General features: G+C 37.9%; 25 protein-coding genes. 24 read left to right on the top strand and 1 reads right to left on the bottom strand.

Annotated elements, in window-relative coordinates; all coding sequences use genetic code 11:
• Positions 1-11 precede the first annotated feature (11 nt).
• Complete coding sequence (locus B7723_RS10385; protein ID WP_241502085.1) at positions 12-296, bottom strand: hypothetical protein; 285 nt, start codon at positions 294-296, stop codon at positions 12-14.
• Positions 297-337: 41 nt separating this feature from the next.
• Between B7723_RS10385 and aac(6') the strand changes: the two genes are divergently transcribed.
• The 24 genes from aac(6') (at position 338) to B7723_RS05175 (ending at position 22045) form a co-directional block, all read left to right on the top strand.
• The gene (aac(6'), locus tag B7723_RS05290) at positions 338-766 is read left to right on the top strand and encodes an aminoglycoside 6'-N-acetyltransferase (protein ID WP_084849644.1); all 429 of its coding nucleotides are present in this window, start codon (positions 338-340) and stop codon (positions 764-766) included.
• A gap of 57 nt (positions 767-823) precedes the next feature.
• Positions 824-1432 carry a Type 1 glutamine amidotransferase-like domain-containing protein gene (locus tag B7723_RS05285; protein WP_084849645.1) on the top strand — a complete coding sequence of 203 codons (609 nt, stop codon included), beginning with the start codon at positions 824-826 and terminating at the stop codon, positions 1430-1432.
• Between the two features lie 178 nt (positions 1433-1610).
• Entirely contained in the window at positions 1611-2354 is a 744-nt protein-coding gene (locus B7723_RS05280) for a CPBP family intramembrane glutamic endopeptidase (RefSeq protein ID WP_084849646.1), read from the top strand.
• Positions 2355-2508: 154 nt separating this feature from the next.
• Positions 2509-3315 (top strand): alpha/beta fold hydrolase, encoded by an 807-nt coding sequence (locus B7723_RS05275; protein ID WP_084849647.1) that lies wholly within the window; start codon positions 2509-2511, stop codon positions 3313-3315.
• Between the two features lie 11 nt (positions 3316-3326).
• Positions 3327-3455 (top strand): ADP-ribosylglycohydrolase, encoded by a 129-nt coding sequence (locus tag B7723_RS10755; RefSeq protein WP_084849648.1) that lies wholly within the window; start codon positions 3327-3329, stop codon positions 3453-3455.
• 74 nt (positions 3456-3529) lie between these two features.
• The gene (locus B7723_RS05265) at positions 3530-3940 is read left to right on the top strand and encodes a DUF7668 domain-containing protein (protein WP_000510789.1); all 411 of its coding nucleotides are present in this window, start codon (positions 3530-3532) and stop codon (positions 3938-3940) included.
• 334 nt (positions 3941-4274) lie between these two features.
• A complete protein-coding gene (locus tag B7723_RS05260; protein ID WP_084849649.1) occupies positions 4275-4901 on the top strand; it encodes an SAP domain-containing protein in 627 nt (208 codons plus the stop codon).
• A 221-nt stretch (positions 4902-5122) separates the two neighbouring features.
• Positions 5123-6061, top strand: a complete 939-nt coding sequence (locus tag B7723_RS10640) for a hypothetical protein (protein WP_239831240.1) — start codon at positions 5123-5125, stop codon at positions 6059-6061.
• Positions 6062-6290: 229 nt separating this feature from the next.
• Entirely contained in the window at positions 6291-7172 is an 882-nt protein-coding gene (locus B7723_RS05250) for a diacylglycerol/lipid kinase family protein (protein WP_084849650.1), read from the top strand.
• 61 nt (positions 7173-7233) lie between these two features.
• Positions 7234-7725 (top strand): phosphoribosylanthranilate isomerase, encoded by a 492-nt coding sequence (locus B7723_RS05245; protein WP_084849651.1) that lies wholly within the window; start codon positions 7234-7236, stop codon positions 7723-7725.
• Positions 7726-7902: 177 nt separating this feature from the next.
• The gene (locus B7723_RS05240) at positions 7903-9645 is read left to right on the top strand and encodes a glycoside hydrolase family 13 protein (protein WP_084849652.1); all 1743 of its coding nucleotides are present in this window, start codon (positions 7903-7905) and stop codon (positions 9643-9645) included.
• 156 nt (positions 9646-9801) lie between these two features.
• Positions 9802-10677 carry a DUF4300 family protein gene (locus tag B7723_RS05235; protein ID WP_084849653.1) on the top strand — a complete coding sequence of 292 codons (876 nt, stop codon included), beginning with the start codon at positions 9802-9804 and terminating at the stop codon, positions 10675-10677.
• Positions 10678-10696: 19 nt separating this feature from the next.
• Complete coding sequence (locus tag B7723_RS05230; RefSeq protein WP_084849862.1) at positions 10697-10879, top strand: hypothetical protein; 183 nt, start codon at positions 10697-10699, stop codon at positions 10877-10879.
• Between the two features lie 68 nt (positions 10880-10947).
• Positions 10948-11454 carry a YfbM family protein gene (locus tag B7723_RS05225; RefSeq protein WP_084849654.1) on the top strand — a complete coding sequence of 169 codons (507 nt, stop codon included), beginning with the start codon at positions 10948-10950 and terminating at the stop codon, positions 11452-11454.
• 177 nt (positions 11455-11631) lie between these two features.
• Entirely contained in the window at positions 11632-12186 is a 555-nt protein-coding gene (locus B7723_RS05220; protein ID WP_042768089.1) for a hypothetical protein, read from the top strand.
• 624 nt (positions 12187-12810) lie between these two features.
• Complete coding sequence (locus tag B7723_RS05215) at positions 12811-14271, top strand: aminotransferase class I/II-fold pyridoxal phosphate-dependent enzyme (RefSeq protein WP_084849655.1); 1461 nt, start codon at positions 12811-12813, stop codon at positions 14269-14271.
• Positions 14272-15132, top strand: a complete 861-nt coding sequence (gene speE / locus B7723_RS05210; protein WP_084849656.1) for a polyamine aminopropyltransferase — start codon at positions 14272-14274, stop codon at positions 15130-15132.
• Positions 15129-16388: a saccharopine dehydrogenase family protein gene (locus tag B7723_RS05205; RefSeq protein ID WP_084849657.1), complete on the top strand. Its 1260-nt coding sequence runs from the start codon at positions 15129-15131 to the stop codon at positions 16386-16388. Before speE ends, B7723_RS05205 begins: the two co-directional genes overlap by 4 nt.
• Complete coding sequence (gene nspC / locus B7723_RS05200) at positions 16388-17515, top strand: carboxynorspermidine decarboxylase (protein WP_084849658.1); 1128 nt, start codon at positions 16388-16390, stop codon at positions 17513-17515. Before B7723_RS05205 ends, nspC begins: the two co-directional genes overlap by 1 nt.
• Entirely contained in the window at positions 17512-18597 is a 1086-nt protein-coding gene (gene aguA, locus B7723_RS05195; RefSeq protein ID WP_084849659.1) for an agmatine deiminase, read from the top strand. Before nspC ends, aguA begins: the two co-directional genes overlap by 4 nt.
• 9 nt (positions 18598-18606) lie before the next feature.
• Entirely contained in the window at positions 18607-19482 is an 876-nt protein-coding gene (gene aguB / locus B7723_RS05190; protein WP_084849660.1) for an N-carbamoylputrescine amidase, read from the top strand.
• 144 nt (positions 19483-19626) lie between these two features.
• A complete protein-coding gene (locus tag B7723_RS05185) occupies positions 19627-20364 on the top strand; it encodes a TraX family protein (RefSeq protein WP_084849661.1) in 738 nt (245 codons plus the stop codon).
• Between the two features lie 104 nt (positions 20365-20468).
• Entirely contained in the window at positions 20469-21167 is a 699-nt protein-coding gene (locus B7723_RS05180; RefSeq protein WP_084849662.1) for a response regulator transcription factor, read from the top strand.
• Positions 21167-22045 carry a sensor histidine kinase gene (locus tag B7723_RS05175; protein WP_084849663.1) on the top strand — a complete coding sequence of 293 codons (879 nt, stop codon included), beginning with the start codon at positions 21167-21169 and terminating at the stop codon, positions 22043-22045. Before B7723_RS05180 ends, B7723_RS05175 begins: the two co-directional genes overlap by 1 nt.
• Positions 22046-22069 lie beyond the last annotated feature (24 nt).

The following is a 22069-nucleotide window of genomic DNA, read 5'->3' as shown; positions in this document are numbered from 1 at the left end:
GTTCTGTAGTATTATTCCAAAATCACTTTTACATACTTTCGTTCTATAATATAGAAGTTTGCTAGCACCACATGTCGAGTGTCTATCACTGCTTGTACGAGCTGAGGCATCAGCGAAGTAGGAGTAGATGCTCTGCCCATGGGATAGGACTCTCGTAGAATGAGGAGGGAAACCGACGAAATGATACGGTAAGTCCGAACCGCTGAGTGCATGGCTCTGCTCTTCCGATATGAGACAGTCGAAAAGTAGAAGGGGATGGTATTGGTATCAATCAATGAGTAACAAAGTAACAGCATGATTCGAAACATTTGCTTGTAATTTGCGGAGGAACATCAATATGGATGGAATAACAAAAGATTCTATAAAAACGGCTAAGCTAATAAAACAATTATGGCCCCAATTGACCGATAAAGAAGCTTTTGATGAAGTAAAAAAATATACGAATGGCAAAAATACTGCAATCTTTACTGAAGTTGAAGGTGACACAATTGTAGGTCTAGCACTATGTTCACTCAGATTTGATTATGTTGAAGGTTGTAAATATAGTCCTGTTGGATTCTTAGAAGGGATTATTGTCGACGAGGAATATCGTTTAAAGGATATTGCTAAAAATCTCTGTACAAAATGTGAGGAATGGGCGAAAAATAAAGGATGTAAGGAATTTGCAAGTGACTGTACTTTAACGAATACGGATTCTATAAGATTTCATCTCAATATTGGATTTCAGGAAGCAAAAAGAATTATTCATTTTAAGAAGAAATTATAATTTCAGAACGTGAATAAACTTGTTTAAACTTTATGTCTCTTTAGAAAGTGTGCTAACTTGAAAGAACAAATTTTTTTGATGGGTGGGAATCCCCCAATAACGAAATATAGCATTGTTGATAAAATTGTATTATCAAGCAAGATTGAAAGAATTGTTATTTTTACAGTTTTTAGAGACAATTGGCAACCCTATATGAAAAAGTACACGGAAGTTTTCCAAAGTCAATTTCATAATCTAAACACTGATTACTTACTTTTGGACACTGAGCAGATTGATTTTGATAGTTATTTAGATGCTGATCTAATCATCATCGGTGGAGGAAATACGGAAAAATATATAGCTACTTATGTCAATCAGGAGTTCAAGAATTATATCGATCATATGCTTAATAAAGGGGCAAAAGTTATAGGGTTTTCTGCAGGAGCCCTATTATTAGGAGAAAAAGTCTATGTCTCACCTAATGATAATTCAGAACATCAGATAAAGATAAAAAATGGATTAGGAGTCTTTAGTCAGTTTTTAATTAGTGTCCATTATGATTCCTGGAATGATAAAGCAAATAAGGATAGAGCTGAAGAACTTGTTGATGTTCCCATAATTCCACTAAATGATCATTCATGTCTTGTATTGGATAAACTTGGAAATATCATAGAGAAAATTGACTAGTTTTAATCATGCGAATCTGAATCTACGAAACTAAAGTATTGACGAAATGAATAATGAAAAGCCTTGATTGTAAGGCTTTTTTTGTTTTTTATGATAGAATATAGGTAGTTATAATCGAGAGCAACTAAGAAGCAGTAACAAATATTACATATAAAATAATAAAAATAAGGAAGATAAAATGACAGAAATTGACAAAAAGAATTTAAAAAATTATCTTTATTGTACATTTGGAATTACTTATATATCTTGGGGGCTTCTTGCCATATTTACACAATCTTATATTTTGGGATTAGAGACATTTATAGGAAGAATATTACATATAGTTGGTGCACTTGGACCAGCTATTGCAAGTGGCTTTTATTTAAAAAGTAATAATATAAAATTTAAACATTTTTTATTTAATAAGATAGAAAATAGTAGTATTTATTTCATTTATCATATGTTAGCAATTTTGATACTATTTTCTGTATCTTCCTTAGAATTAAACGGAGTATCAATTTATCTGATGCCATTATTCTTTATACAACTAATTTTTTTTGGTGGTGGACATGAAGAATTAGGATGGAGAGGAATATTACAACTATTACTTGATAAAAAATATACTTATTGGCAATCTAATTTGATTGTAGGATCAATTTGGGGAATATGGCATCTGCCTTTATGGTTTATAGTTGGAGAAAGTCATCAAGGATTTCCTTTTATTTTATTTTTTATATATACATTATTTTTAAGTTTTGTTTTAGGGCTTCTTTACCGTCAAACGAAATCTGTGGGTTACTGTATATTATTTCATGCGTTCGCAAATTTGTTAAATCTTTATTTTGTGCTAAAAATTAATGTTATTTTTATTATCATTTTTATTGCTTATTTAATTTATACAATATTGGCGAGTAATAGAATTAGTAAGGAAACAACATTTTAAAATTTAGATCAGGATATCCATTATTGAAAGTAACGTGTGGTCATTCTAGATAATCAATGTTAGAGACTTTTCTATTTGATGAGACATCACTGCTTGTACGAGCTGATTAAACAAGGATGTAGCTAGTGAAAGTCCTAAAGTAAGGAGTTTAAAGATGAAATTTCATGAATTTGGTGATAAGAATTTGCCTCCTATTTTACTGATACATGGTGGTGGCAGTTCTTGGTGGAATTATCTTCGTCAAGCACGAATCCTGTCAGAAGAATACCGTATTATTCTACCCACTTTGAATGGCCACGGCGAGGAATATCAACTTGATTATGTTTCTACTGAAGATTCTGCTTTGGAGATTCTAGACTATATCAAAGCAAACTGTGGTGGGAAATTGTTTGCAATCGGTGGTGTTTCACTTGGTGGTCAAATTGCCATGGAGCTTTTATCTTTAGACAGTGAAATTGCTGAGAAGGCCATCATAGATGGAAGCCTTTGTATTCCTCAACCAAGGTTAGCTAAAATCAGCATCTTTCTAGTGTCTCTATTTGGTAAACTGATGTTCAATAAATTCTCTTGCAAACTTCAGTTAAGCATGATGAACAAACTCTATCCTAAACTGGCTTATCCAGAGGAAATAAAAGATTATTATTTGGAGGATTTGCCAAGGACGCCTATCAAAACATTGGTGACCATTTACAAAAACTATATGGGATGTTACAAGCTGAAAGATATGATTTCTGCTAGCAAGGCTCAGGTTCTGTATATCTATGGTGAAAAAGAATTGAACTGTGTGAAAGAATCAGCGAAATTATTTCATCAGCTACATTCAAACACAATTTTGTATGAAGCAAAGGGCTATAACCACGGTTATTTATCAGCTTACCTGCCTTATGAGTGGATTGATTTGGTGGTGCCATTTTTAAAGAGTGACTCATTAGAAATGTGTAACGAATCTGATATGCCATAAGGAGGAATCTTATGCTAGGAGCAATTATTGGAGATATTGTAGGTTCAGTTTACGAATGGAATAATATCAAAACGAAAGACTTTCCATTATTTCGGAAGGATTGTTTTTTCACGGATGATACGGTAAGTCCGAACCACTGAGTGTGTGAGTTTGTTAGTGAAACATTTTTAATATTTATAAGATTTAAAGTTGATTACAAAAAGGAAGTATTATCATGGGAATATTCGATGATTTTGAGTACAAAGAAAACTACCTAGATGAAGAAAAAGTAATTGAAATACTTAAAAAGATTTTAAGAGCAATTCATCTAAATAATTATAGAGATATTTTGGATTGTGTTGATGGTTCAGAAGTTGATGATGTAAGAGAGTTACTTGAATATATTGACGATTCATTACAATTAAATGATTTTGATAAAATTGATGAATATGGTGTAGATTGTAATTTCCATCCGAATTATGAGTACTCCCAACTACAAGTTTATGAATTTAATGATCAAACTGGCTTTGTTGTTGAATATGAGATGACCTCCGATTCTGAATTAGTAGATTTAACCCTACAATTAGAATTTTTATACAATAATGATGGTTACAAAATAACTTCTATAGATGTCGATCCTGGATAAACCAAACTTAATTATCTTCGTTATATGATAAATGCGTATATTAAGGCTAGATAATTTGATTGTAAGTTGCTTAAAATATCGGTTAGTTTTTCAAATATTGGGAAAATGAAATATGTATCTATTGGAATTGTACCAAAATGATTATTCTAAAGATTTAGTCGTGTTTGATTTTTTAGAAGATGGAAAAGACTTTGTATCTCACTGATGATACGGTAAGTCCGAACCGCTGAGTGTGTGAGTTTGTTAGTGAAACATTGCTAATCCTCAAAATAAAGAAACTAAAACTCCATTATTTTGAGATGACAACCTAAACTGTTTTTAAGGAGGTAAAATATTGATAGAGAGTAGACCTGGGTTTGATAAAATCACATCCTTTGATGAATTTAATAAATACTATTGGTATCGTGATGAACTTTCACAGATATGCAAGTCATTAGGGCTTGAATATAGAGGTACAAAACAGGAACTCAATGATATTATTGAGCAGTACTTCAAGGGGAATTTGATTAAAAAATCATCAATAAAAAGCAAGAAGAAACAAGTAGAAGTCGTTACTTTAGATACGCCCTTACTTGAATGTGGATTCGCCTTTAATGCACACTTTAGAGAATATTTCTCAACTCTAACAGGTGTTTCGCCCTTTAAATTTACTGCTGATATGGCCACTGCCTGGAGAAAAGTCAAAAGAGAACATGATTTGAGTTTTACAATCCAAGATATGCTAAAAGTTTATTATGGAGATTCAGATTATGCCAAGTATGACCATTCGGTTTGTCAATGGAATCAATTTTTAAAGGATTTCTGTGCAGACGAAAATAGTGGCAACTACTCGAACAAACTAAAAGTAGCTTCTATTCTTTGGAAAGAAGTTAGAAATTCAAAAAATGCAAAAATTTATTCAAAAAATCTTTTGACTGAATATGCTGATAAAATAAAAGAGTATGGTAAGGTAGTTCAATAGAAATGATTTCATTTTGATATTTTTGATTTGATTGCTGTTGACTTAGCTGAATTAAAGCAGTATCTAAGTTTAAAGTAAGTTACAATCATTTTAAGCGATTTTGAGCAAGTCAAGGATATTTTTTCTGAAGACGGAGTAAGTAGTGAGCTAGTGTAAATTTACACACATCTATTTGTCTTTTTAAACGGATTTATATAATAAAAAAATATGGAGGATATTTTATGATACAAGTAAATGAGTTTATTAATAAAGTAGATATTACAGATAGTGATAATGTCAATTGTGAATTTGAAGTACGTAAAAAGGCAATGGATTTTTATAAGAAGTATCCTTTTTATGAGGAAGATGATTGGGGGATTATTAAGTTTCAAAACTCAGTTAATCAATATAATACTTTAATGGATGCCCAAAAATATAATGAGATTGAAGCATATAAAGAAAAATCAGAATCAGGCTATAAGGGAGCTCATTTGCTTGTCAATAAATCGAAAGGTATTGCACTTACGGCTGACATCCTTACTTCAATTAAGCTACCTTGTGAAAGAATTGCAAGTGTCGAAACTAGCTTAAAAGGTGGTAAAGAAATAAAAGACGGGATATTAAAAGGTGATTTAGAAATACCACATGATTTGGAACCTTATTTTAAAGCTTTTGCTATTGTTTACTATTGGTGTGGAAATATGATGCCAGTGGTGGAAAGTTTCATCCCTGGAAGTGATGGAGCAGATAACTGGCTTTGGAAGATGAATATAATAATTAATTGTCATAAAGGTGGTCCCCATCAAAACTGGAGAGATTGGATTAAAGAAAACTGGGGAGAAGATCTAAACAAATTCATCACAGATTACTATTTTGAAGATTGTTTTGACAAGGATAGTTTAATCATAAAGAATATTGTTCCAAGTCTCAAAGAAGACTATGTTGTTTCATTAAGTTGTCATTACTTACATCTCATTCAAGAAAATGAACATAAATTAGCAAAAGAATTTTTAATCAATCATGTAAAAGTGATTATTCAAAGAAGTTACCGAATTGAAAATAAATTTCATGGGGATTGGAAGAAAAAGGAAGAGGACGAGGTAAAAGAAATTTTTAAAGAGATTTTCGCGCAAGCTGGATTTAATGGCAAACAGATTAATAAAATGCTTTCTTTATTTTAGATAATCGTTAATATTCTAGCGCCAATCGTTTGATATTATCTGATAATCTTTACTTTAAACTATGTTTTATATGCTCGAAATTCACAGTAAACTCTTTGTCTATGTTTTTATAAATTAATGCCCAGTACGTCAGATTTCTCTTTTCTGAATTTTCATTGTATAATAGGGATACATTTAGTTTCATATAATGAAATATAAAGATTTCTAACGAATATTAAGGAGAAAATCAATGAAAAAAGTAATGTTAATTATCAACCCTACCTCTGGTGGGGAAAAGGCTTTGGATTACAAAGAAAAGCTGGAGAATAAAGCAAAAGAATATTTTGAGCATGTTGAAACCAAAATTACCGAAAAAGCACTGGATGCAACACACTTTGCTGAGGAAGCGTCTCGTGAGCAGTACGATGCAGTGGTGTGTTTTGGTGGAGATGGGACTGTAAACGAAGTCATTTCGGGTATTGCTGAGAGAGACTACACTCCGAAGTTAGGGATTATCCCTGGCGGTACGGGCAACCTCATTACAAAACTGTTGGAAATCAATCAAGACATCGATGGCGCGATAGATGAACTCGATTTTAATTTAACCAACAAGATTGATATCGGTAAAGCAAATGATAACTATTTTGGTTATATTTTTAGTATCGGTTCTCTGCCTGAGGCGATTCACAATGTGGAGATCGAGGACAAAACAAAATTTGGTATTCTTGCCTATGCTGTAAATACCATGAAGTCTGTGATGACGGATCAGGTCTTTAACATTAAGATTGAGACAGAAAATGGAAATTATGATGGTGAAGCTAGTCATGTTTTGGTTCTCTTGACAAATTACTTCGCTGATAAGAAAATCTTTGAAGAAGACAAAGATGGCTATGCTAATATTTTGATTCTAAAAGATGCTTCTATATTCTCTAAATTATCCGTTATTCCTGATTTACTAAAAGGGGATGTTGTTGGCAATGATAATATTGAGTATATCAGAGCACGTAATATTAAAATCTCTTCAGATAGTGAATTGGAGTCAGATGTTGACGGCGATAAATCGGATAACCTACCTGTAGAAATCAAGGTACTGGGCCAGCATATTGAAGTCTTTTCACAACCGAAAGAGTAGATGGTAGAAACAAGTTTGTCTTTCACTGAGAAATCAAGTTTTATCAAGGATTGGAGGAAGGATGAATTCTCTATTTGATGAATTTCGAACAATTTGTTCACATTTAAACCAAGTCGGAATCACTCCGACGCTCATGGGGTCTTTGGGGTTTGAATACCGTTCAAATGAAGAATGGGGGCCGTCTGACATTGACATTCATGTGCCTGGTGACCCTAGAGGTTGGGAAGCACCTGATCATCTCAGGATTTATGACTGGGACAAGATAATGAAAGTGATGAATCACTTAGGCTATACCTTAATAGATATTCATGAGCATGAATTCCAAAAAGATGGTGTGAGCGTTGAATTTGGGAGTATCGATTCCTTACCTGATTTTGCAGGAGTTTCGGAATCAGATATAGAGCTTATTCATCGCGAGGACATCACTTTTCGTCTTCCAAGTTTAGAACAGTATTTCAGTATATACAAGGCTTCTTCCCAAGATTCCTATCGAAATGACCACAATAACAATAAGGATTTTAAAAAGATAGAGTGGCTGGAAAGACATTTGTAAATCATCATTTGAAAAGTAGCAAGTTGTAAGACTGGCTGCTTTTTTATTTTGAAAAACAATCTACTCAAAATTACGGACTAGTCTTGAAAATAAAATTTTAAAGTAGTATACTAGAATTAAAATTATGAAAATGTTTGCGTTGCAAAGCGATTCAAAGTAAACTAGGAGACAGATACAATGGAATTAACTGCCATTTACCATAGACCAGAGTCGGAGTATGCTTATCTCTATAAGGATAAGATAATGCACATTCGTATCCGGACTAAGAAAGATGATATTGAAAGCATCCATTTGCATTATGGAGACACTTTTATCTTTTTAGAGGACCATTATGAAGCAAGCAAGGCGATGGTCAAAGTAACTTCTGATGCCTTATTTGATTACTGGCAAGCGGAAGTTTCAGTTGGCTATGCGCGACTACAGTATCTTTTTGAGCTTAAAGATAAGCAAGGTCAGGGTATTTTGTACAGCGATAAGGGATGTGTTGAAAACACGCTAGAAAATCTTCATTATGAAGGAAATGGCTTTAAAATTCCTTATATCCACGAGATTGATGCTTGCTATGTTCCTGACTGGGTATCAAATACAGTTTGGTATCAGATTTTCCCGGAACGTTTTGCTAATGGGAACCTTGAGATTTCACCTGAAGGTGCGCTAGCTTGGGATTCCTCTATCAAACCAAAGACGAGCGATTTTTTTGGTGGTGATTTACAGGGAATTATTGATTATCTAGATTACTTGCAAGACTTAGGGATTACAGGTCTTTATCTCTGTCCGATTTTTGAATCCCCAAGCAATCACAAGTATAATACGACGGATTATTTCGAAATTGACCATCATTTTGGAGACAAGGAAACTTTCCGTAAACTGGTGGAGGAGGCCCATCAGAGAGGCATGAAGATCATGCTGGACGCTGTTTTCAACCATATCGGGGACCAGTCTCCACAATGGCAGGATGTTCTCAAGCATGGTGAAAAGTCGGAATATAAAGACTGGTTCCATGTTCAAGAATTCCCCGTGACCAAGGATAAGCTGGGAAACCCAAGAAAACTCCCTTACCATACCTTTGCCTTTGCCAGCTATATGCCCAAGCTAAATACAGCCAATCCTCAAGTGAGGGACTATTTGTTGAGCGTTGCGACCTACTGGATTGAAGAGTTTGATATTGATGCTTGGCGCTTGGATGTGGCAAATGAAGTGGACCATCAATTTTGGCGAGATTTCCGTAAGGCTGTTTTGGCTAAAAAGCCTGACCTTTATATTCTTGGAGAAGTCTGGCATACTTCACAGCCCTGGCTGAATGGCGATGAATTTCACGCAGTTATGAATTATCCTCTCTCTGACAGTATCAAGGATTATTTCTTGCGTGGGACTAAGAAGTCACCTCAATTTATCGATGAGATCAATAGCCAATCTATGTACTATAGACAGCAGATTTCGGAAGTGATGTTCAATCTTTTGGATTCGCACGATACGGAGCGCATTTTGGCTACTGCTAAGGGAGATGTTCAACTGGTTAAATCTGCCCTTGCCTGCCTCTTTCTACAAAGGGGGACACCGTGTTTCTACTATGGAACTGAGTTGGAGTTAGGTGGAGGGCCAGACCCAGATTGTCGTCGTGTCATGCCTTGGGACCGTGTTTCTGACAGTAATGATATGCTTCATTTCATGAAGAAATTGATTCAGCTTCGCAAGGATGTTTCTGGCATTATCCGACATGGAACCTATAGTCTGCAAGAAATCAGTCCCGATGTAGTATCATTAACATGGGATTATGATGGACAAAAAATCCAAGCTATTTTTAACCAATCAATTGAAAACTATCTTATAGAAGATAGTGATGCTGTAGCGTTAGCCAGTCATTACCAAGAATTGGAGCAGCAACTGGTGATATTGCCTAAAGGTTTCGTCATTCAATAAAAAATAGGATTAAAAAGACTGTAATGAATGGGTGATTCGTGCAGTCTTTTTTTGACTTATGTAGTATAATAAAACTAAGTCACGGATTACCGGATGAGGGATTAGTGAAGAGTGTTTAAAGAAAAATAGAGACTTGTGCTTTAGAAAGGAAATTTCATGAAACGAACGAGAAAAGTAGTAGCCTTGGGATTGTGTTTGCCCTTATTTCTTGGATTGGCTGCTTGTCACCAAAATAATACGAGCACTGACGCTACAAATCAGACACAGACCAGCTCTGATAAAGTTCCTTGGACGGCTTCATATTCCAATCTAAACGGTCAAGTCAGTACCGAAGAGGTCAAATCTCTCTTATCAGCTCACTTGGACCCAAATAGTGTTGAGGCATTTTTCAATCTTGTCACAGACTATAATGCGACTGTCGGCTCTACTGGCTTAAGTGGGGATTTTGCCTCCTTTACGAAGTCAGAATACGACGTAGAGAAAATTAGTAATCTATGGAATGAAAAAAAGGGTGACTTTGTCGGGACCAACTGCCGTATTAATAGTTATGCGCTCTTGAAAAATTCGGTCACAATTCCAAAACTTGAAAAGAATGATCAGCTGCTTTTTGTGGATAACGATGCTATCGATAAGGGAAAAGTATTTGATTCGAAAGATAAGGAAGAGTTTGATATTCTATTTTCTAGGGTGGAGACGGAAGCAACGACGGATGTAAAAGTTCACGCGCAGAAGATGGAGAAATTCTTTTCCCAGTTTCAATTCAATGATAAAGCTCGAATGTTGTCTGTTGTGTTGCATGATAATTTGGATGGGGAGTATCTTTTTGTAGGGCACGTTGGTGTTTTAGTGCCAGCTGAGGAGGGTTTCTTATTTGTAGAGAAACTGACGTTTGAAGAGCCTTATCAAGCTATTAAGTTTGCGAGCAAGGAAGATTGTTACAAGTATCTATCCACCAAATATGCGAATTACACAGGTGACGGCCTAGCTAAGCCTTTCATCATGGACAATGAAAAGTGGGTTGAAGGATATTAATGTAGGCAAAGGTGATGAGATGGAAACAGTAATAGCGCTTTTAGTTGTCATTCTTATCGGATTCTGGGCTGTAAACATTCTCAAGCCTCGTAAGGAAAATAAAAAAGAAAGATTTATTGGCTATATGCAGCGCTATGATATTGACGGCGAGGGCTATCAGTCAGAAGTCTGGGAAGTAGCAGAAGATGAGAATGAGAAATAAGGAGGAGAGTCCAAAAACAGTAGATTTCTTGCCTTTTTCAAGAAAGGGGACTAATAGGAGGAAACATTATGGGAATGATTGCTAATTATCAATATCTATCTGACAATAAATTAAGCCAAATAAAGCGGTATTCTTGTCAGGAAGAGGATTTGCTTGACTTGGTAGAGGATTATCTTGAGGGAAATGATACGTTGATAGATATTGACAAAATGTGGGATGCCTTACTCTTTGTTATGACAGGTTTTAGTAGTTCAGAATTTATGGATGACGATCCCTTGAGAGAAGCTGTCTTGGGAGTAACTTCTTTAGAAAATGTATCGGAGTATATAGCCTATACTGAACACTCAAAGATAGCTGAGATTGTTCAAGCATTAGAGAATTTTGACATGGATAGGGCTTTAGCTAACTTTAGCATGGAAGCATGCAAGAAGGCAGATTTATACCCCGATATTTGGGATTATCTTGAAGAAGAGGAAGAAATCAAGGATGATATTCGAACCTGTTTTGTAAAATTGAAAAACTTTTATAAGAAAATCTTAACTCTCAAAGGAAATGTCTTAGTGACTATTTGTTAAGTACTTTTCCAACTGTTAGTCAGGTGCGTGATGAATGTACATCTAGAAAATCAAACACCTGATGATTTGTCTGGTGAAGGAAATATTCCACCGTGTAGTCGGACGGGATAGATAGAAATTGGTTATAGAATTTGTAAGCATAATAGATTTTAAACTTTAAGACGGAGGATTAAAGAAATGGGAAAAATTGAATGGGACCAGATAAAGACTCGCTTAGATGCCTTGCTTGTCATTGATGAGTATCGAACAGATCCAAACAAGACATGGCTTCGATTGATTGTTAAGACTGAGGAAAGCTACGGAGTCCGTTACCTTATCGACAACGGTTCTGGTGATTCTCTAGATGTGATCTTTACTGATAAAATGATCCTTATAAAGGGCTTTGACCATGAAAGCAGTTTGAGTCAATTTGCTGCGGATGAGTGGAATCAAGACATCATAGACGGATTTTATAAAGGACTGGATGAAAAGTATCAAAACCTATACTCAGAAGAACAAAAAGATGAAACAACCTTCTTTATCTGGTATGACGATCAAGAGCATCAAAATACCTACCAAGATCAGGATGGTGGTGAATGGTTACTATCTTATTTCTTTGATAGTTTTGAGCGATTTCATGAGTTTGTGACGTATTACTATTCAATTACCGTAGATGAGGACTTACTTAGAAAACTCTACAATCAAGGTCAGCTTTCAGAAGTAGAATTGGAGCAGTTGATTCGTACTTCCTAGCTGGAAATACTTATAAAATCTGATGAAAAGAACTGATTTTCAATATCAAGTCATACTTGAAGAATTATTAAAGCAAATTAACGTTTGTAGTTCCTTTTTTCTTACGTCTATGATGTTTTAAAGCGATTTCTTTTTATTGTTGAATAATATTTCACGAACAAAAAATGATACTCTTAAAAAAACTTTCACAAAATACTTTACAAGCTCTTGTAAACATGATATAGTTATAAGGCTTAGAAAATGAGATGATGTTTTCTAGCAAATATAAACCCGAGTAAAAAATGCCTACGGACAGGCAGGGTTGAATGCCGAAGCGTGGTTGAAAAGCCACATTATTGATAGGGTTAAAAGCCTACTTTTATAAGTTGATGTTAGGATATTTGTCCTAATTCATAAATTTTTAGTGTGGTGAAAGCACACGTCATCTTGTGAAACGATCAATAAAGTACGTAATATTTGCTACTAGAGAGTTAGGAAACATCAGGAACAGACATACTCAACAGAAACCAAAATACACACGTCAGAAGATTGCAGAGCAGGTGAAAACCTGCTCTTTTTTCATAAGTCAACCTTTAGTCGCCTTTATCTTTTTGAGGTGCTAAAAATACGGTAAAGGAGTATGTCTTGAAGAAGTTAGATCAAAACCAAGCCCCAATTTACGAGGCCTTGGTCAAGCTACGCAAGAAAAGGATTGTCCCCTTTGATGTGCCAGGTCACAAGCGTGGACGAGGAAATCCAGAACTTGTCGAACTATTAGGGGAAAAATGTGTTGGTATTGATGTTAATTCGATGAAACCATTGGATAATCTTGGTCACCCCATTTCGATTATTCGGGATGCGGAGGAATTAGCTGCGGATGCTTTTGGTGCAGCCCATGCCTTTCTCATGATTGGGGGGACAACTTCATCTGTTCAAACTATGATTCTTTCCACCTGCAAGGCTGGAGATAAGATTATTCTGCCGCGAAATGTCCATAAATCTGCTATCAATGCGTTGGTTCTATGTGGTGCCATTCCCATCTATATCGAGATGAGTGTGGATCCTAAAATCGGCATTGCTTTAGGTCTTGAAAATGACCGTGTTGCGCAGGCAATTAAGGAGCATCCAGATGCCAAGGCTATCCTAATTAACAATCCAACCTATTATGGGATTTGTTCAGACCTTAAGGGATTAACAGAGATGGCTCATAAAGCGGGCATGCTGGTTTTAGTGGATGAAGCCCATGGAGCGCATTTGCATTTTACAGACAAATTGCCATTGTCAGCTATGGACGCTGGAGCTGATATGGCGGCGGTCTCTATGCATAAGTCTGGTGGGAGTTTGACCCAAAGCTCCATTTTACTTATCGGGGAGCAGATGAACCCTGAGTATGTTCGTCAGATTATCAACCTGACCCAGTCTACATCTGCCTCTTACCTACTTATGTCTAGTTTGGATATTTCTCGTCGCAACTTAGCCCTTCGTGGCAAAGAGTCTTTTGAGAAAGTTATTGAGCTATCCGAGTATGCTCGTCGTGAAATCAATGCTATCGGTGGTTACTATGCCTACTCAAAAGAGTTAATAGACGGTGTATCGGTCTGTGATTTTGATGTGACCAAGCTGTCCGTCTACACTCAGGGAATTGGGCTAACAGGGATAGAGGTTTATGATCTCTTGCGAGATGAATACGACATTCAGATCGAGTTTGGGGATATTGGGAATATCTTGGCTTATATTTCAATCGGTGACCGCATCCAAGACATCGAGCGCTTAGTCGGTGCTTTGGCTGACATCAAGAGGCTCTACTCGAGAGATGGGAAGGACTTGATTGCTGGTGAATATATCCAGCCCGAGTTAGTGCTGTCTCCGCAAGAAGCCTTCTATTCCGAGAGAAAAAGTTTAACCTTGGATGATTCTGTTGGACAAGTCTGTGGGGAATTTGTCATGTGTTATCCTCCAGGGATTCCAATCCTAGCACCGGGTGAACGGATTACACGAGAAATTGTGGATTATATCCTATTTGCCAAAGAACGTGGTTGCTCCCTCCAAGGGACGGAAGATCTAGAAGTCAATCACATCAACGTTATTGATAGAAAGGAGAACTAGATGGATTTGTGGTTTTCTGAAGTTCATACTCCAGATGTGAAATTATCCTTGAGAACTGCCAAGCAACTCTATGCTGGAAAAAGTGAATGGCAGGATATCGAAGTCTTGGATACTCCAGCTTTTGGGAAAATACTGATTTTAAATGGGCACGTCTTGTTTTCAGATGCGGATGATTTTGTTTACAACGAAATGACGGTCCACGTTCCCATGGCTATCCACCCAAATCCCAAGAAAGTCTTGGTTATTGGAGGTGGCGACGGTGGTGTTGCCCAAGTTTTGACACTGTATCCTGAACTGGAACAAATCGATATTGTGGAACCGGATGAGATGCTGGTTGAAGTCTGTCGTGAGTATTTCCCAGATTTTGCTGCGGGGCTAGATGATCCTCGTGTTACCATTTACTACCAAAATGGGCTACGTTTTTTGCGAAACTGTGAAGATGACTACGATATTATCATCAACGATGCGACAGATCCATTTGGACATACGGAAGGGCTCTTTACCAAGGAATTTTACGGAAACAGTTACAGAGCCTTGAAAGAGGACGGAATCATGATCTATCAGCATGGGAGTCCCTTCTTTGATGAGGATGAGTCAGCTTGCCGAAGCATGCACCGCAAGGTCAATCAAGCATTTCCAATCAGTCGGGTTTATCAGGCCCATATCCCAACCAGTCCAGCGGGCTATTGGTTGTTTGGATTTGCATCTAAAAAATACCACCCTGTCAAAGATTTTGACAAGGAAGGCTGGAAAAAACGCCAGCTTTTCACAGAATACTACACTGCAAACTTACACGTGGGAGCCTTTATGTTGCCCAAGTACGTAGAAGATATTTTAGAAGAAGAGGAAGGGAAAAAATGAGTCGTTTATTAGTTATTGGATGTGGGGGCGTTGCCCAAGTTGCTATTTCAAAGATTTGCCAAGATAGCGAAACCTTTACAGAGATTATGATTGCTAGCCGTACCAAGTCAAAATGTGATGACTTGAAAGCTAAACTAGAAGGCAAAACAAGTACAAAGATTGAAACAGCTGCTCTTGATGCTGATAATGTCGAAGAAGTCATTGCCTTGATTGAAAGCTACAAGCCAGAAGCTGTTTTGAACGTAGCTTTACCATATCAAGATTTAACAATTATGGACGCTTGTTTGGCAACTGGAGTCCACTATATCGACACAGCTAACTATGAGGCTGAGGATACGGAAGACCCTGAATGGCGAGCTATTTATGAAAAACGTTGCAAGGAGCTTGGTTTTACAGCTTACTTTGACTACTCATGGCAATGGGCTTATCAGGAAAAATTCAAAGAAGCAGGCTTGACTGCTCTTCTTGGTTCTGGTTTCGACCCAGGTGTGACCAGTGTCTTTTCAGCTTATGCTCTCAAACACTATTTTGATGAAATCCACTATATCGACATTCTAGACTGTAATGGTGGTGACCACGGTTATCCATTTGCAACAAACTTTAACCCAGAAATCAACCTCCGCGAGGTTTCTGCGCCAGGTTCTTACTGGGAAGATGGAAAATGGGTCGAAGTCGAAGCTATGTCTATCAAGCGTGAGTATGACTTCCCTCAAGTTGGACAGAAAGACATGTATCTCCTTCACCATGAAGAAATTGAATCATTGGCCAAGAACATTCCCGGTGTCAAACGCATTCGTTTCTTTATGACTTTTGGTCAATCTTATTTAACGCATATGAAATGCTTGGAAAACGTTGGTCTTCTTCGTACGGATGCTATTAACTTTAATGGACAAGACATTGTGCCGATTCAATTCTTGAAAGCCTTGCTTCCTGATCCAGCCAGCCTTGGCCCACGTACAGTTGGAAAAACCAATATCGGCTGTATCTTTAGAGGTGTCAAAGATGGTGTTGAAAAGACCATCTATATCTACAATGTTTGTGACCATCAGGAATGTTACGCAGAAGTTGGTTCACAAGCCATTTCTTACACGACTGGTGTTCCAGCCATGATTGGGACAAAATTGGTTATGAACGGTACTTGGAAACAAGCTGGAGTCTATAACCTTGAAGAATTGGATCCAGATCCATTCATGGAAGCTTTGAATAAGTACGGATTGCCTTGGGTTGTGGTAGAAAACCCACAAATGGTGGACTAATGAAGTTAGAACAAGTACCCACACCAGCCTATGTCATTGACTTGGCCAAGCTAGAAGCAAACTGTCGCATTCTACAATATGTTCAAGAAGAAGCAGGTTGCAAGGTTTTGCTTGCCCAAAAGGCCTATTCCCTCTATAAAACCTATCCCTTGATTAGTCAGTATCTGTCAGGTACGACGGCTAGTGGTCTCTATGAAGCTAAGTTAGCTAGAGAAGAGTTTCCGGGGGAAGTCCATGTCTTTGCACCTGCTTTCAAGGATGCAGACTTGGAGGAATTGCTGGAGATAACGGACCATATCGTCTTCAACTCCGAGAGACAGTTGCGTAAACATGGTGCTCGTTGCCGAGAGGCTGGTATCAGTGTCGGTTTGCGCCTCAACCCTCAGTGTTCAACTCAAGGAGATCACGCGCTCTATGACCCTTGTGCTCCGGGATCTCGGTTTGGAGTTACTTTAAACAAGATACCGAGTGATTTGCTGGACTTGGTGGATGGGCTTCATTTTCACACACTTTGTGAGCAGGGAGCAGATGATTTAGAGACAACTTTGAAAGCTGTAGAAGAACAGTTTGGACCCTATTTGCATCAAGTTAAATGGCTCAATATGGGGGGCGGACACCACATCACCAGAGAAGACTACGATGTGGATTTACTGATTTCAGAAATCAAGCGTATCCGAGAAACTTACAACCTTGAAGTCTATATCGAGCCGGGTGAAGCTATTGCGCTCAATGCGGGTTATCTAGCTACTGAAGTATTGGATATTGTCGAAAACGGTATGGATATTTTGGTTTTAGATGCCTCCGCGACCTGCCATATGCCAGATGTACTTGAAATGCCCTATCGTCCACCTTTGAGAAATGGATTTGAACCGCAGGAAAAATCCCGTACCTATAGACTTTCTTCCAATACCTGTCTGACGGGTGATGTAATTGGTGATTATAGTTTTGAAAATCCAGTCCAAATAGGTGATAGGCTTTATTTTGAAGATATGGCTATTTACTCATTTGTTAAAAATAATACCTTTAACGGTATTGGCTTGCCAAGTCTCTATCTCATGGACGAGCAAGGTGACTGCAGCTTAGTCAAAACCTTCGGCTATCAAGACTTTAAAGGGAGATTATCATGATAGAAACTCCGAAAAAAGCAGGCTATCGTATGCCAGCAGAGTACGAACCCCATCATGGTACCCTCATGATATGGCCGACTCGACCAGGTTCATGGCCCTTCCAAGGAAAGGCGGCTAAAAGAGCTTTTAGCCAGATTATCAAGACCATAGCCCAAGGGGAAAGAGTCTATATTTTGGTGGAGCAGGACCATCTATCTGAAGCCCAATCCTATCTAGGAGACAAGGTTGTTTATTTAGATATTCCTACTAATGATGCCTGGGCGCGTGATACGGGTCCGACTATTCTCATCAATGATAAAAAAGAAAAGTTGGCAGTAGATTGGTCTTTCAATGCCTGGGGTGGGGCTGTTGATGGTCTTTATCAAGATTATGAAGATGATGACCAAGTAGCCAGTCGTTTTGCTGAGGCCTTGGAGATGCCTATTTACGATGCCAAACCTTTTGTACTGGAAGGCGGCACGATCCATAGCGATGGTCAAGGGACCATTCTTGTGACTGAAAGTTGCCTTCTGAGCGCTGGACGCAATCCCCACCTGTCTAAAGAGCAAATCGAAAACACCTTATTAGAGTGCCTTGGCGCTGAAAAAGTTATCTGGCTGCCTTATGGTATTTATCAGGACGAAACCAATGAACATGTTGACAATGTTGCAGCCTTCGTTGGTCCTGCAGAACTTGTCTTGGCTTGGACAGATGATCAAAACGATCCTCAACATGCCATGTCTGCAGCTGACCTTGAGCTTTTAGAAAAAGAAACAGATGCAAAAGGTCGTTCCTTCACAGTTCATAAGCTTCCTATCCCAGCTATTCGTCAGGTTGTCACTAAGGAGGATTTACCAGGCTATACCTATGAAGAAGGGGAAGAGGAGCGTTATGAGGGTGAGCGCCTTGCAGCTTCCTATGTCAATTTTTATATTGCAAACAAGTCTGTCTTAGTGCCCCAGTTTGAGGATGTAAATGACCAAGTGGCCTTAGATATCCTCAGCAAGTGTTTCCCAGACCGTAAAGTTGTCGGAATACCAGCCAGAGATATTCTCTTAGGTGGTGGCAATATCCACTGTATCACCCAACAAATCCCAGAATAGGAGAAAAAGATGAGAAATGTAAGAGTTGCAGCCATTCAGATGCAATGTGCCAAGGATGTGGCAACAAATATTCAAACAGCTGAACGTTTAGTTCGCCAAGCTGCAAAGCAAGGCGCACAAATCATTCTCTTGCCCGAATTGTTTGAACGTCCCTATTTTTGTCAGGAACGACAGTATGACTACTACCAGTATGCCCAGTCCGTGACAGAAAATACAGCCATTCAGCATTTTAAGGAGCTTGCTAAGGAGCTAAAGGTCGTTTTACCCATTAGTTTCTATGAAAAAGATGGCAATGTCTTGTATAACTCTATCGCCGTCATTGATGCTGATGGGGAAGTATTGGGCGTTTATCGAAAGACCCACATACCAGATGACCATTATTACCAAGAAAAGTTTTATTTTACGCCTGGTAACACTGGTTTCAAGGTCTGGGATACTCGCTATGCTAAGATTGGTATCGGTATTTGTTGGGATCAATGGTTCCCTGAAACAGCGCGCTGTCTTGCATTGAATGGTGCTGAATTGCTCTTTTATCCAACCGCCATCGGTTCAGAGCCAATTTTGGATACGGATAGTTGTGGTCACTGGCAACGTACTATGCAAGGACACGCAGCAGCAAATATTGTTCCAGTCATTGCAGCCAATCGTTATGGCTTGGAAGAAGTCACTCCTTGTGAAGAAAATGGGGGACAAAGCTCCAGTCTTAACTTCTACGGTTCCTCCTTTATGACGGATGAAACGGGAGCTATTCTAGAGCAAGCCGAAAGACAAGGAGAAGCTGTTCTGTTAGCAACTTATGACCTTGATAAGGGAGCAAGCGAGCGTCTAAACTGGGGATTGTTTCGAGATAGAAGACCAGAAATGTACCAACGGATTACGAACTAGAAGATACATTTCATAATAAATTTTTGATATTCACGCCTGTCTTACAAAATTGTAAGATAGGCTTTTTAAATGTAAGATAGGTGTACGATTATGCGTGGAAATGTATGCTATACTCTATGTAGATCAAAAAGAAAGAGGTTTATTATGAAAAAATGGAATGCAACTCAGTTGAAGTATCTGATGGTGGCAGTAATGGTTCTAGACCATATCCCTCATATCACAGGAATCGTTTCTCCTCTGTGGGAAGGTATTTTTCACGCTATGACCCGTTGTGTGGGAGTTTGGTTTGCCTATATGGCTATGGAAGGATTCATCCATACTCGAAATCTGAAAGACTATCTCATCCGCCTTTGGAGTTGGGCGCTTATCATGTTTGCTGGAAATAGCCTCCTCAACGCCCTATTTTCCTCTAAGGGAGTAATGGTCACTAATAATATTTTCTTAACTTTGGCCATCGGTGTTACCATGCTTTGGATTGGCTTTCCCAGAAAAGAGTTAGATAAAAAGGAGAAGTTGTGGCGTCGGATTGGAGTTGCTGGGCTTTTGATTTTCGGATGTCTTTTTACTGAGGGTGGCATCACCATGCTACCATTTCTCTTGATTAGTTACTCTTGTCGAAATCGTAAGGGATTGCGAAATCTTCTCTATACTCTCCTTTGGGCCTTCCTGTTAGTGACTTCTATCCATACCTATGATACTTGGTACCAAACCTTGGAAATGATGCTTTACAATTCCGACTGGCTCTTTATCACTGTCTTTCCTTTTATGGCCTTGTATAATGGACAGCGAGGACAAGAAATCAGTTGTAGTAAATATTTCTTTTATATTTTTTACCCAGCTCATCTATGGATTATAACCTTGATTGCTTATTTGGTTAAGTAGATTCAATTTATTAGCTCTTTCTTGCTTAAAATGTGAGAGGAGCTTTTCTGTGCCTGGAATTCCTAACAAAACATGTTATAATAGTTTTAGAAAGGACGAGGTTTATGGCGAGCATTCTTGTAATTGAAGATAATAATGAAATTCAGGAGATTTTAAAAATCCTTCTTACTGAAGAACACGAGGTGATACAAGCCTTTTCTGGCACAGAAGGTATCATGCAATTTGACAAAGGTGGCATTGATCTCGTTCTGCTAGATATCATGCTCCCTGGGAAAAATGGTGACCAAGTCTTGCAAGCCATTCGACAAACTAGTCAGACTCCGGTCATCATGCTCACTGCTTTGGGTGATAAAAAGCTCATCAGCCAATATCTCCTAGATGGTGCCAATGATTATGTAGTAAAACCTTTTGATTTGGACGAAGTCTTTGCCAGAGTCACTGTTCAATTACGCCAAAGTGGTGAACATCAGTCAGAAAACCGCAGGGAAACTGAAAACCTCGTACAAAATTTAAAAAATATCCAGTTTGATGCGGATAGTTTTGAAATAAGTAGCGCAACTGAAACCATTCGCCTTGCAAAGAAAGAGTGCCAGATTCTCCAAATGTTACTCCGGCATCCTAAAAAGATTTTTACCAAGGAAGAACTCTATGAATTAATTTGGGAAGAAAGTTACCTGCCTGGAGATAATACGCTCAACACCCATCTAAGCAATCTCCGTAAAAAACTGCATCAACTGGATCCAAATCACGAATACATTGAAACCATTTGGGGAGTTGGTGTTCGATTAAAAGGAGATAAATAATGAATTACATTTTGATATCAATATTACTCCTTACTAACATTATTTTGGCGATTTCTTTGATTCGCTATCATATAGCAATTAGAGATTTAAGCAGACAAATCGAAGAAAAGATTCGCTCTGGTAGCATGAAGAGGATCGGGATAAACTTCTTTTCAAAGACCATTTTGCGTCTACATAACCAAATTGAGAATCTATTTCAAGAAGTTGAACAGAATCAGCTAATCATGAAGCATGAAAAACGTACCCTAGATATGGCAATCAGTAACATCGCTCATGATATTCGGACACCTTTGACAATCGCTTCAGGATATACTCAGCAACTAATAAAACATCCCGATAATAGTTCAGAAACCTTAAATAAAATAGCCCATCATCAGGATTTGGTTTCCAAACGTTTGGAGGCTCTCCTCGAATACCGTCATTTGATGGAAGGAGCAGTCAAACCGAAACTGGAAGAGCTTGATTTATCAACTTTTATAACGAAAAAGACTTTAGCCTATTACGACGTTTTTCAATCTTCACAGATTGTTCTTGATTTTAATGTTGAACCAGGATTGAAAACGACGACTGATGAGGACTTGCTTGATCGAATTATACAAAACCTCCTTGGAAATGTTCTCAAGCACGGCAAGGAGAAGGCTCGACTTTCTTTGAAAAAGGAAGAAAATAGGCTTATTTTGGAAATTGGTAACCTAGTCAAAAAACCTATCAAGAATATAGACAATCTCAGTAATCGTTTTTATTCTGAAAATATGTCGGATACTGAAGAATCCTCTGGTTTAGGTCTCTATATTACTGAGGAATTAGTTCATCTTCTTGGAGCGGATATGAAGCTAGTTGCTGATGGAGAATGGTTTTCGGTCTTTATCTATTTTTAACAGAAGAAACCTCCTCTATATCCT

The sequence above is a fragment of the Streptococcus oralis subsp. oralis genome, from assembly GCF_002096435.1.
GTDB lineage: Bacteria > Bacillota > Bacilli > Lactobacillales > Streptococcaceae > Streptococcus > Streptococcus oralis_AA.
The sequence above is the reverse complement of the archived record's forward strand: the minus strand, read 5'-3'. Positions and strand labels throughout refer to the sequence as shown.